Genomic DNA, 11,977 nt, shown 5'->3' on the forward strand with positions numbered 1-11,977 from the left:
CGGAGCTCAGTGCTTTGGTTTCCCTCAGCTTTTCCCTCCGCGCCCCTCAGCACGAGTAATGACTCTACCGGAGTCTCGCCACCTGCACAAATCGTAAGGCCGTTACCTGCATCACACGATTCTTAAGCCGGAGTGGCAGCCTTGACCAGCAACCGCAACAGAGAGTCCACTTGGCGGCCAGTGAACTCCTCCACCAATTCCCCCGTCCTGTTGAGCCACACTCCAACCAGGCCGGCCGCCGTTGCACCGTCAGCGTCAAGCAACCTGTTATCGCCCACATAGAGGGTCTCCTCCGGACGGGTGCCCAGCAGACGCACGCCTTCGAGGTAGATCGCCGGTTCCGGCTTCGGCACGCCTACCGTGTCGGTGCCCACAAGGACCTTAATCCTTGAAAGCCCGGCACCGTCCAGCTTTGCCCGCTGGTAATCATGCACATTGTTACTAACGGCCCCGTAGGGGATGCCGGCAGCATCGAGTGCGTCCAGCACGCCTTCCACATCGTCAAAGGCCCGGACGTAGGCCGTCTGGCGTTGGTGGTACTCGGCCACCCACGCCTGAGACTCCTCGCCGTCCTGAAGGTCCACGCCAAAGTGGCCCAAAGCAGCCCTGCCTCGCAGCAGGCGTTGCTCATTGAACGTCAGCTCGCCGGCAAGGTAGCGGTCGTAAAAGTGCGTCGTTTCGTGGGTGAAGATGCGCCCGAACTTCACCCACCCGGCCTGGTCCAGGCCAGGCAGGAGATGTTCGCTGACGTCCCGGAGTGCTGTTGTCATGGCGTACTCAAGGTCCACCAAGGTGTCGTCAATGTCGAAGAGGACACCGCGGATGGTGCCGAAAGTTCTCGAGATAGCCATGACTGATTCCGTTGCTAGCCGCGGAAGGCACGAACACGGGCGAGCGAGGAATCCTTGCCAAGGATCACCATCGACTCGAACAGCGGCGGTGAAATCCGGCGCCCTGAAATGGCGGTGCGCACCGGCCCGAACGCTGCACGCGGCTTGATGCCCAGGTCCTCCACCAGAGCTTGCTTGAGCGCGGTCTGGATGTTCTCCGCCGTCCACTCCCCGATGGGCTCCAGCGCCGCCAGGGCAGCATCCAGCACTTCTTCCAGGTTCTGCGGAAGGCCTTTGCGGGCATCGTCTGCAACGTCAATGGCGTCGTCGGCCTTGAAGAGGAAAGCCAGCATCTCGGGAGCTTCGCCGAGGAGGGTGATGCGTTCCTGGACCAGTGGGGCCGCCTCGTCGAGGATCTCTTCCTGGCGCGTCGTGAGGATCTCCCCTACGAGACCTGCAGCGCGGAGGTAGGGAACCAAGCGTTCCTTGAAGTCCTCCGGCGCGAGCATCCGCACGTGGGTTCCGTTGATGGCCTCGGCCTTCTTGATGTCGAAGCGTGCCGGGTTGCCCAGGACATCATGGATGTCGAAGTTGGCCACGAGCTGCTCCACGGTAAAGATGTCCTCGTCCGCGCTCAGGGACCAGCCAAGCAGCGACAAGTAATTGAGCAGGCCCTCTGGGATGAAGCCACGCTCGCGGTGTAGGAACAGGCTGGACTCGGGGTCGCGTTTGGAGAGCTTCTTGTTGCCCTGGCCCATGACGTACGGCAGGTGGCCGAACTCCGGCATGTACTCGGCCACGCCGATTGCATAGAGCGCACGGTACAGCGCAATCTGACGTGGAGTGGAGCTCAGCAGGTCCTCGCCACGCAGGACATGGGTGATCCCCATGAGGGCGTCGTCCACCGGGTTGACCAACGTATAGAGCGGAGCACCGTTGGCACGGACAACGGCAAAGTCGGGAACAGAGCCGGCCTTGAAGGTGATCTCGCCGCGGACGAGGTCGTTGAAGGTCAGGTCCTCGTCCGGCATGCGGAGACGCAGGACGGCCTCGCGCCCTTCGGCCTTGAACTGTGCCAACTGCTCATCCGTCAGGTGCCGGTCGAAGCCGTCATAGCCCAGCTTCGGATCCCGGCCTGCCGCCCTGTGGCGTGCTTCGATCTCATCAGGCGTGGAGTAGGACTCGTAGACGTGCCCGCCCGCCTTCAGCTTGGCGATCACATCCTGGTAGATGTCACCGCGCTGCGACTGCCGATACGGCTCGTGCGGTCCGCCAACCTCTACGCCCTCATCCCAATTGATGCCGAGCCATTTGAGGGCGTCCAGCAGCTGGTGGTAGCTCTCTTCGCTGTCCCGGGCAGAGTCAGTGTCCTCGATGCGGAAGATCAGCTTGCCGCCGGTGTGGCGCGCATAGGCCCAGTTGAACAGGGCAGTGCGGATCAGGCCAACGTGCGGTGTTCCCGTGGGTGACGGGCAGAAACGGACGCGGACCGGAGTCTCGGCGTTGACGGCAGGAATGGCGCTGGAGGCAGCGTTCGACGCAGAAGCAGTAGTCATAGTGGTTCCAACTTTACCGCTTGGCGTTGGCTCGGATTCCCGTATGGGAACGCTCGACGGCGGCACGCACCTTTCGTGCGAAGGGCGCATGCCGCCGTCGAGGTTTAATGCGTGGCTGGGAGCCTAGCGGCGAACCACCGGGTTGGAGAGCCGGCCGATGCCTTCGATCTCCACTTCAAAGCGGTCACCCTCGCTGACCAGGCCGACACCGGCAGGGGTGCCGGTCATGATGACGTCTCCCGGAAGCAAGGTGAATGCATGCGAAACGATGGAGACGAGCTCGCGTACGCCGCGGATCATTTGGTTGGTGCTGCCATCCTGGCGGAGTTCGCCGTTGAGCCGGCCCTGGATGGACAGGTCTTCATGGTCGAGTTCGGTTTCGATCCACGGACCCAGCGGCGCGGAGGTATCGAATCCCTTAGCCCGCGCCCACTGAAGATCCGTCTTCTGGACGTCGCGGGCCGTGAGGTCATTGCCGCAGGTGTAGCCGAAGATGACATCGTCCGCACGGTCCTCGGGAACGTCCTTGCAGATCCGGCCGATGACTACGCAGAGCTCAGCTTCGAAGGAAACTTCCTCCGAGAACTCAGGAAGGATGATGGGATCGTTCGGACCAATCACTGAGGTGTTGGGCTTCAGGAAGAGCAGCGGATGCTGGGGAACTTCGTTACCGAGTTCGGCTGCGTGCTCGGCGAAGTTCCGGCCGACGCCAATGACTTTGCTGCGGGGAATGATCGGGGCGAGGAGCCGCACGTCCTCGAGCTTGTGCTTCACGTGGGTACGTTCGACGCCGTTGAAGAAGGGGTCGCCGTTGATGACAGTGATTTCCTCACTGCCGGGCTCGCCTTCAACAACGCCGTAAAGGGGATCAGAATCAACTACAAACCGGGCGATACGCATGGGCTCAAGCCTACAGTCCGGGTTTAGCTTCGGAGGTAATCCAACTGGGCCGCAACGGAAGTCTCTGCTGCCCACCTGACGGATGGGTCGACGTCGGGATAAACCGCATCAGTGACCGCAGCGATGGACGCATCCTCGCCGAGGTGTTTCAGTGCCGTTCGGATTTGTTCGAGCCGCTGCTCGCGATGATCACGGTACTCACGGCACTTTTCGTCCAAGGCCGGGAGCACAGGCCCATGTGCGGGCAGCAGTGTCGCGGGTCCTATCGTTTCAAGCCTGTCCAAGCTTGCAAGGTAGTCACCCAACCGGCCGTCCGGGTAATCCAACACAGTGGTTCCACGGCCCAGAATCGTATCGCCGGTGAGAACGGATCCGCTGGGCCCGTCATCCGGGACATGGAAGCAAAGGGAGTCCGACGTGTGACCCGGGGTGGCCACCACGCGAATCTCCACGCCGCCCGCCGTCAGGACTTCGCCGCCCATCAGCGGCTCGCCGCCGTGGCAATGCTCCGGCAACGCAGCACGGACAGGCGCCCCGGTGATCTGGTGAAAACGTGCTGATGCTTCAGTGTGGTCCGCGTGCCGGTGGGTAATGAGGACAACATCCACAACACCTGCCGATGCCAACGCAGCCAAATGCTGTTCGTCTTCAGGGCCCGGGTCTACCACCGCCACATGACGGGATCCCGGCGCGCCGATGACGTACGAGTTCGTGCCGTCCAGGCTCATTGGGCCCGGGTTCGGAGCCAATCGGAAGCGGGTGAGTTCGCTGCTGCGCTGCAGGGAAGAGGAGTCACTTGTGGGCGAGTTGCCGGAAGTCGCCATTGATTCTGAAGTCACTGTCCCATCTTGACACTGAACGCATGCTCGCTCACATCCCAAGCCCTCCCCACCAACGCTCGACGCCGTCACCTCACCGAGGTGCCGCCGTCGCCGGTCGAAGGCCTCCCGAGGGACCTGATAGAGCGTCCGGCTCAAACCCGAGGGACCTGCGAGAGCGTCCGGCTCAAACCCGAGGAACCTGATAGAGCGTACGGCCCAAACCCGAGAGACCTGCGAGAGCGTTCGGGGAAGTAGTACGGCGGCCCTTCCGCTTGTTGCCAAGTGGAAGGGCCGCCGTCGTGCGTTCTGCTGTGTCGAAAACTTAGACCAGGCGCGTCAGCCAGCCGTGGGTGTCCTCCACGGTTCCAGTCTGGATGCCCAGGAGCTGCTGGCGGATGGCCATGGTGGTTTCCCCGGCCTTCGCGTCCTCGGAGCCGATGAATTCCGTGGCGTCCTTAAGCACACCGATCGGCGTGATCACGGCTGCGGTGCCGCAAGCGAAGACCTCGGTGATCTCGCCGGAGGCCACGCCGTCGCGCCACTCATCCAGCGTGATCTTGCGCTCGGTGACTTCACGGCCCATGTCCTTGGCCACCTGGATGACGGACATACGGGTGACGCCTTCAAGGATGGTGCCGCTCAGGGCCGGAGTAACCAGCGAACCGTCCTTCATCACGAAGAACACGTTCATGCCGCCGAGTTCTTCCACGGCGTCGTCGTTGAAGTGGTCCAGGAAAAGGACCTGCTTGCAACCGTTGGCTTCAGCCTCCTGCTGAGCGATCAGGGAAGCTGCGTAGTTGCCGCCACACTTGGCGGCACCGGTTCCGCCACGGCCCGCACGGGCGTATTCGCGGGAGATCCAGATGGACACGGGCTTGAGCTCGCCGCCGAAGTAATTGCCGGCGGGGGAAGCGATGACGCGGAAGGACACTTCGCGGGCAGCACGCACACCAAGGAACGCCTCCGTAGCGATCATGAACGGGCGCAAGTAAAGGGCTTCACCGTCGCCGGAAGGAACCCATTCCTTGTCAGCCTGCACGAGTTCGCGAATGGCACCGAGGAAGTACTCCTCGGGCAGTTCCGGGAGTGCAAGGCGACGCGCGGACTTGTTCAACCGTGCTGCGTTGGCTTCGGGCCGGAAGGTCCAAACGGAACCGTCAGCGTGACGGTAGGCCTTAAGGCCCTCGAAGATTTCCTGGCCGTAGTGCAGGACAGCAGCCGAGGGGTCCAGGGAGATGGGTCCGTAGGGTTCGATCCGGGCATTCTGCCAACCGCCATTTCCATCGGCGTCAACCTTGTAGTCAACGACGGCGGTGTGGTCGGTGAAGTAGTCGCCGAAGCCTGGGTTCGCCAGGACGGCTGCACGCTCCTCAGCAGACTTCGGGGTATCCGAAAGCTGCTGGCTGAATTCGACGCCATGGGCAGTCTGAGTCATGTTTCCTCCACAGTCAGCTACCTGGCAGTGCGAACCGGGCCCCAAAAAAGGGTGTGGTTCAGCGATGGACCAGGGAAGCAGGTAAATAATTCAACACAAGCTTACGCCTGAGAAATGGGCCTAAAGTGCGGCCGCGATGGCATCACCAATAGCAGCGGTGCTGCGCGGCTCACCGGTGCGGCCTTCGACGTCGGCGACTACTGCCGCTTCGATCTTGCGGGCCGCCGTGGTGTAGCCAAGGTGGTCCAGGAGGAGCACTGCGGAGAGGATGGCCGCGGTGGGATCTGCTTTCTGCTGTCCGGCGATGTCCGGGGCTGAGCCGTGGACGGGCTCGAACATGGACGGTGCGGTGCGGTCCATGTTGATGTTGCCCGATGCCGCCAGGCCGATGCCGCCGGTGATTGCAGCGGCGAGGTCGGTGAGGATATCGCCGAAAAGGTTGTCGGTGACGATGACATCAAAGCGTGAAGGGTCGGTCACCATGAAGATGGTGGCGGCATCGATGTGCAGGTAGTCGTGGGTGACCTCGGGGAATTCCCGGGCCACGGCCTCAACAGTGCGCTTCCACAAGTGCCCGGCAAAGACCAGCACATTGTGCTTATGAACGAGCGTGACGTGCTTGCGCGGACGCTCGTTGGCGCGGCGGAAGGCATCGCGGACGACGCGCTCCACGCCATGAGCCGTGTTGAGGGAGACTTCCGTGGCCACTTCGTGGGGAGTGCCGCCGCGCAGGGTGCCGCCGTTGCCCACATAGGGCCCCTCGGTACCTTCGCGCACCACGATGAAATCGATGGTACCGGGGTTGGCCAGGGGGCTGCCGACGGTCCCGTACAAGCGGGACGGGCGCAGGTTTACATAGTGGTCCAGGCTAAAACGAAGCTTGAGCAGCATCTCGCGTTCGATGATGCCGGAAGGGATGCGGGTATCACCCGGGGCTGCGCCCACTGCTCCAAAGAGGATGGCATCACGCGTGCGGAGGTCTTCCAGGACCTCGTCCGGGAGGGTCTCGCCAGTCTCAAGCCAGTGCTGGGCGCCAAGCTTGTAGTTGGTCAGCTCAAGGGTTACGCCTTCGGCGGCGACGGCCTTTTCGAGGACCTTGACGGCTTCGGCGATGACCTCAGGGCCAATGCCGTCGCCTGGGATGACAGCGAGATTGATGGACGTTGCACTCATAGCTCTATCTAGCCAAGCAATCCACATGCTGGTCAAAATCGTCTCACTCTTCGAACACTCACTGTGCTCATAGCCCCGGCGAGAGTCAGACCACGGCATGATGCCCCGTCGGGTGCAACCACATAGAGTCATAGCGTGGATAGAAGGCACGAGATATACGAATGGTTCCGCATCAACCGCTTCAAAGTTGATATGACGGCCACGTGCCTCCTCATCCTCCTCTTTGGTCCTGTCTATCTGGTCGCAGACCGGCCCTGGTTGTTCCTCTTGTCCTGCAGCCTCCTGCTTCCCCTCGCATGGCGACGCACCCGCCCGGCCGTGGCGGCCGGCGTCGTTGTCCTGGTGTGCCTCATCCAGTGGGCGGCAGGCGCTGAACCCGTAGCGGGCCAAATCGCTGTCCCGCTGGTCATTTACGCCACGGCCGCTTATGGCCCAGCGTGGGCGAGTCGGACGGTTCTTTTGACCGGACTGTTGGGTGGGGTCATGCTCACTACCCGGCTCTTTTCAACCACAGCTGAGTCCGGCATCCTGGGCCTCACCATCGGTGCGCTCTACACCGTTCTGATATGGATGCTGGTACTGGTGAGCTGGACGCTGGGCGACCTCACACGCGTACGCCGGCTACAGCTTCAGGCCCTTGAGGATCGCACGCGGAGGCTTGAAGTGGAGCAGATGCAGGAGCGCAAACTGGCCGCCGCCGATGAACGTTCCCACATTGCCAGGGAAATGCACGACATCGTGGCGCACTCGCTGTCGGTCATCATCACCCAAGCGGACGGTGCCCGATACGCTGCCGCCGCGAAACCCGAACTCGCAACCGAGGCCCTGGCAACCATTGCTGCCACGGGCCGGGATTCTCTGGGCGAGATGCGAAGACTGCTGGGCATACTCCGCTCCGACGACGACTCCCCTACCCGCCCTCAACCCCGGCTTTCCGATCTCGACGAACTCCTCCTTGGCTTTCGCGCCGCAACACTGCAGGTAGCCTTCGAAGAGACCGGCGTACCCCGCAGGGCCCTACCAGCCGGCGCGGAACTTACGGCCTATCGCATTATCCAGGAAGCCCTGACCAACGTGATGAAACACGCAGGACCGAAGGCGACGGCGAGTGTCACCCTGACGTGGCTGGCCCGCGGCCTTCAACTGGACATCATCGACGACGGCCGGGGCGCCGCTGCAGATCCGCCCACCGCCGGCGGCGGCAATGGGCTGCGTGGAATGGGTGAGCGCGTCTCCCTCTACGATGGTTCCTTGACCGCGGGCCCTGAACAGGGCGGCGGTTTCCGTGTGTCCGCGTTTATTCCATATTCGGAGGCCTAAGCCATGCCTGAAGTTCCCGCACCCATCCGGGTGGCGCTCGTTGATGACCAGCAATTGGTTCGATCGGGTTTTGGCATGCTCATCAATTCACAGCCGGACCTTGAAGTGGTGGCCGAGGCCGGTAACGGAATTGAGGCGGTCCAAGCCCTGCGAGCCACCGCCGCCGACGTGGTCCTCATGGATGTTCGCATGCCAGGGATGGACGGCATTGAGGCGACCCGGCGCATCCTGGAACAGGCAGGGGCACAGCCCAGCGGTTCGCAGCGTGCAGATGTGAAAATCGTTGTCCTCACCACCTTTGACCTTGACGAGTACGCCCTTGCAGCCATCCAGGCCGGCGCCAGCGGATTCCTCCTGAAGGATGCACCGCCGGAGGAGCTACTCGAGGCCATCCGCACTGTCTATCGCGGGGACGCCGTGATTGCCCCTTCCACCACCCGACGCTTGCTTGACCACGTGGCGCCCCTGCTGAGAACGCAAACACCGGAGCAGAGTGAGCATGCTGCCGCCGTCGAACGCCTTACAGCCCGCGAGCGCGAGGTGTTCCAGCTGATTGCGCAGGGACAATCGAACCCGGAAATCGCGGCGGGGCTGTTCTTATCCGAGGCCACGGTCAAGACCCACGTGGGTCATATCCTGGCGAAGCTTGGCGCACGGGACCGTGTCCAGGTGGTGGTCATCGCCTATGAGACCGGCGTTGTATCCCCGGGTACCTAGCATCTCAGACCACGGTATGAGCCAGCCTCCGCGATAATGGGCCTGCGGCCCGATCCGGCAGGGCTGGCCGGAAACATAGCGTGGAACCATGACAACATTCACGCCTCTCCCCCACCCGCCAGGAACCGATCGACCCGCACGCCCGGAAGACGCCCAGGCTCGTCCCGCTGTGGAGGCCCATGAGCTGACCAAGAGCTACGGCCGCGCTGATACCACCGTCACTGCCTTGAACAACGTCTCAGTGAGCTTCGATGCCGGCAAATTCACTGCGATCATGGGACCGTCCGGATCCGGCAAGTCCACCTTGATGCATTGCCTTGCCGGCTTGGACACGGCCGATTCCGGACGGATTCTGCTGGGCGGCACCGAATTGACGGGGCTCAATGACCGTCAACTCACCGCTCTGCGCCGGGAGCGCATCGGCTTCGTTTTCCAGGCGTTCAACCTGGTGCCCACATTGACCGCCGAGCAGAACATCACACTTCCGCTCGCTTTGGCAGGAACCACCGCCGACGCCGGGTGGCTGGATACGGTTGTCACGACGCTGGGGCTCAAAGACCGTTTGAAGCACCGGCCCCATGAGCTCTCGGGCGGCCAACAGCAGCGCGTGGCTGTAGCCCGGGCATTGCTGACGCGTCCCGACGTCGTATTCGGCGACGAACCCACCGGAAACCTGGACTCACGGGCGGGCGGAGAAGTCCTGGCATTGCTGCGCCGCAGCAGCCAGGAAATGGGGCAAACCATCATCATGGTCACCCACGATCCCGTGGCAGCGAGCTACGCGGACCGCGTGGTGCTGATGAGCGATGGAGGGTTGGTGGGCGAGATCCACGATCCCACTGCCGATTCTGTGTTGGCTGCCCTCGGCAAGCTGGGGGCCTAAGGCATGTTGCGCGTTGCCCTTTCCCAATTGACCACCCACTTCCGGCGTTTCGTGGCTATTGGGCTGGCAGTCATGTTGTCTGTCATGTTCCTCTCGGCCACGCTGATGGTGGGCGCGAGCACCAATGCGTCACTGGGCGCGAGCATCGGCGAGGCATACCGCAACGCCGATGTTGTGGCTACTTCCAAGAACGGGGAGCCGTTCACGCAGGCAGCGGTGGACGCGGCGGTTTCCTCGCCCGCAGTGCAGGACAGCTATGCCGAGCGGTCCACCTACGTAACGTTCGAGGCTGGCGGGGGTGAACAATACGGCCGGCTGCGCAATGCGGCGCCGGCTTCCCTGGAGGGTGCAGTGCTTTCCTCCGGGTCCATGCCATCGAACTCTTCGGAAGCCGTCATTGACGTCAAGACGGCCGATCATCTGGGCCTCACAGTCGGCAGCACCTTGGAGTTGCGGGGTGCAGGACCCGTCAAGACGGCAAAAGTGACCATCTCCGGCCTGACCAAGGCCACCAACGATCCCTTCTCGTCATCGGCCGCCCAGTTGGTGGCTTCTGCGTCAGTAGTGAACGCGGTCCAGGACGCGGGAGCCGGGTACTCCGGGCTACAGTTCGCACTCAAGCCCGGCGAAGACGTCACAGCGGCCAAGGACTACATCGCACACCGCATGGAATCAGCAGGTGCCGTTGAGCCCGTGCTGGAAACGGCACAGGAGAAGGTCACCTCCACAGTGGCCATGCTCAGTGCGGGCCAGGACCAGCTGACCGTTGTGCTGCTCGCCTTCGCGGGAGTGGCCATCCTCGTTTCCACCCTGGTGGTGGCCAATACTTTCTCCGTTCTGGTGGCGCAGCGGACCAGGGAGTTGGCATTGCTCCGGTGCCTGGGCGCCGGGCGGGCACAGATCCGCGGTTCGGTCATGCTGGAGGCCGTCGTGGTTGGGTTCATCTCTTCAGTCTTGGGGGTCCTCGCTGCGACAGGCCTGATGACCGGCTTGATCGCCTGGGCTAAATCCCAGCCTGAGCAAGCGTTCGCGACGTTGGCGGTGCCGCCGTCGGCCATCATTGCCGGCCTGGTGGCCGGAACGCTTCTCACCGTAGTGGCTGCGTTGGTGCCCGCGAAGGCGGCCACCGCCGTCGCGCCACTCGCCGCCCTCCGCCCGGCCGATGACGCCTCCGTCAGCAACCGGCGTGGCAAGATTCGCCTTGCCCTGGGCCTGCTGGCCCTGGTGGGCGGAACAGTCCTGCTGGTGTACGGCAGCATGACTGTTTCCTTGCTGGTGGCGCTGCTTGGTGGTGCTGCGTCGTTTGTGGGGATCCTGTTGTGCTCCACCCTGTTCATTCCCTCCGTGGTGGCCCTGGCGGGACGTCTGGCCGCACCCGCCGGTGTGCCTGGCAAGCTTGCCGCCGTCAATGCGACGCGAAACCCTGCCCGTACCTCCGCTACTGCCGCCGCGCTGCTGATCGGCGTCACCTTGGTTTCCCTCATGATGACCGGAGCGGCTACCTCCAGGCACGCCTTCAACGACACCTTGGCGGAAAACTACCCGGTGGACCTGTCCGCCCAAACCGCAGTGGACGCCAGCGATCCCGCCCAGGCTGTATTTCGGATTAAGGCGCTCGACGGCGTCAGCGCTGCAGTGCTGCTGCAGCCGGTGGGAACGCTGAGTGACAGTGCGACGCCCGACGGCGGCATGACCATCTATGGCCTGTCCGCCGCAGACGCTGCATCCGTGGTGCGTGATAACCACCTGAAGCCGTCCACGGGCATCGTTTATCTGCCTGAGGACTCCCCCGAAGGCCCGGCAAGAATCACGACGGCGACCGGCACCGTTTCGCTCGATGCCAAAGTCCTGCGTACCCGCCACGTGCCTGCCTTCGTGGAAAGTTCCAGCATCCCCGCTGATGCGCTACCGGAAACGCCCGGCATGGTGTGGGTGAAACTGGATGATTCCGTGTCTGCGGACCGGGTTCAGGCCATTCAGAAAGAGATCGCGGCCGCGTTGGGCGTGCATGAGCGCACTGTCAGTGGCGCCGCAATTGAGAGGGTGACCTTCAACAGCATCATCGATGTCCTGTTGCTGGTAGTCACGGGGCTTCTTGGTGTCGCGGTGGTGATCGCCCTGATCGGTGTAGCCAACACGTTGTCGCTCTCGGTCCTGGAGCGGACGCGCGAGAACTCGCTGCTTCGTGCCTTGGGGCTGACCAGGGGCCAACTCCGCGGCATGCTGGCCATCGAGGCCGTGCTCGTCGCCGGTGTGGCCGCGATCATGGGAGCAGCTTTGGGCATCGTCTATGGCTGGCTCGGCGCGCAGGCAAGCCTGGGAGGCGTAGCCACAGTTGTTCC

General features: G+C 63.1%; 10 protein-coding genes. 4 read left to right on the top strand and 6 right to left on the bottom strand.

What is annotated here, in order from left to right; genetic code table 11:
• Window positions 1–122: 122 nt before the first annotated feature.
• The 6 genes from RIF72_RS14840 to RIF72_RS14865 form a co-directional block, all read right to left on the bottom strand.
• Window positions 123–851 (bottom strand): HAD family hydrolase, encoded by a 729-nt coding sequence (locus tag RIF72_RS14840; protein WP_309075604.1) that lies wholly within the window; start codon window positions 849–851, stop codon window positions 123–125.
• A 14-nt stretch (window positions 852–865) separates the two neighbouring features.
• Complete coding sequence (gltX, locus tag RIF72_RS14845; protein ID WP_309075605.1) at window positions 866–2,386, bottom strand: glutamate--tRNA ligase; 1,521 nt, start codon at window positions 2,384–2,386, stop codon at window positions 866–868.
• A 123-nt stretch (window positions 2,387–2,509) separates the two neighbouring features.
• Entirely contained in the window at window positions 2,510–3,286 is a 777-nt protein-coding gene (locus tag RIF72_RS14850) for a fumarylacetoacetate hydrolase family protein (RefSeq protein ID WP_309075606.1), read from the bottom strand.
• A gap of 23 nt (window positions 3,287–3,309) precedes the next feature.
• Window positions 3,310–4,110 (bottom strand): MBL fold metallo-hydrolase, encoded by an 801-nt coding sequence (locus tag RIF72_RS14855; RefSeq protein WP_309075617.1) that lies wholly within the window; start codon window positions 4,108–4,110, stop codon window positions 3,310–3,312.
• A 319-nt stretch (window positions 4,111–4,429) separates the two neighbouring features.
• Window positions 4,430–5,542: a branched-chain amino acid aminotransferase gene (locus tag RIF72_RS14860; protein ID WP_309075607.1), complete on the bottom strand. Its 1,113-nt coding sequence runs from the start codon at window positions 5,540–5,542 to the stop codon at window positions 4,430–4,432.
• A gap of 120 nt (window positions 5,543–5,662) precedes the next feature.
• A complete protein-coding gene (locus tag RIF72_RS14865; protein WP_309075608.1) occupies window positions 5,663–6,715 on the bottom strand; it encodes a 3-isopropylmalate dehydrogenase in 1,053 nt (350 codons plus the stop codon).
• 192 nt (window positions 6,716–6,907) lie between these two features.
• On the opposite strand from RIF72_RS14865, the gene RIF72_RS14870 reads away from it, so the two are divergent.
• The 4 genes from RIF72_RS14870 to RIF72_RS14885 all read left to right on the top strand — a co-directional run.
• Window positions 6,908–8,035: a sensor histidine kinase gene (locus tag RIF72_RS14870; RefSeq protein ID WP_375164238.1), complete on the top strand. Its 1,128-nt coding sequence runs from the start codon at window positions 6,908–6,910 to the stop codon at window positions 8,033–8,035.
• A 3-nt stretch (window positions 8,036–8,038) separates the two neighbouring features.
• Complete coding sequence (locus RIF72_RS14875) at window positions 8,039–8,752, top strand: response regulator transcription factor (RefSeq protein ID WP_309075610.1); 714 nt, start codon at window positions 8,039–8,041, stop codon at window positions 8,750–8,752.
• An 88-nt stretch (window positions 8,753–8,840) separates the two neighbouring features.
• A complete protein-coding gene (locus RIF72_RS14880) occupies window positions 8,841–9,635 on the top strand; it encodes an ABC transporter ATP-binding protein (RefSeq protein WP_309075611.1) in 795 nt (264 codons plus the stop codon).
• Between the two features lie 3 nt (window positions 9,636–9,638).
• Window positions 9,639–11,977: FtsX-like permease family protein (locus RIF72_RS14885; protein WP_309075612.1), on the top strand; the 2,339-nt coding region annotated here is incomplete at its 3' end.

Origin of the sequence: Paenarthrobacter sp. (assembly GCF_031180005.1) — a bacterium.
GTDB lineage: Bacteria > Actinomycetota > Actinomycetes > Actinomycetales > Micrococcaceae > Arthrobacter.

Excerpts from the sequence above, each read along its gene's own strand:
- RIF72_RS14840 (WP_309075604.1), bottom strand. The coding sequence starts at position 851 with ATGGCTATCTCGAGAACTTTCGGCACCATCCGCGGTGTCCTCTTCGAC.
- gltX (WP_309075605.1), bottom strand. The coding sequence starts at position 2,386 with ATGACTACTGCTTCTGCGTCGAACGCTGCCTCCAGCGCCATTCCTGCC.
- RIF72_RS14850 (WP_309075606.1), bottom strand. The coding sequence starts at position 3,286 with ATGCGTATCGCCCGGTTTGTAGTTGATTCTGATCCCCTTTACGGCGTT.
- RIF72_RS14855 (WP_309075617.1), bottom strand. The coding sequence starts at position 4,110 with ATGGCGACTTCCGGCAACTCGCCCACAAGTGACTCCTCTTCCCTGCAG.
- RIF72_RS14860 (WP_309075607.1), bottom strand. The coding sequence starts at position 5,542 with ATGACTCAGACTGCCCATGGCGTCGAATTCAGCCAGCAGCTTTCGGAT.
- RIF72_RS14865 (WP_309075608.1), bottom strand. The coding sequence starts at position 6,715 with ATGAGTGCAACGTCCATCAATCTCGCTGTCATCCCAGGCGACGGCATT.
- RIF72_RS14870 (WP_375164238.1), top strand. The coding sequence starts at position 6,908 with ATGACGGCCACGTGCCTCCTCATCCTCCTCTTTGGTCCTGTCTATCTG.
- RIF72_RS14875 (WP_309075610.1), top strand. The coding sequence starts at position 8,039 with ATGCCTGAAGTTCCCGCACCCATCCGGGTGGCGCTCGTTGATGACCAG.
- RIF72_RS14880 (WP_309075611.1), top strand. The coding sequence starts at position 8,841 with ATGACAACATTCACGCCTCTCCCCCACCCGCCAGGAACCGATCGACCC.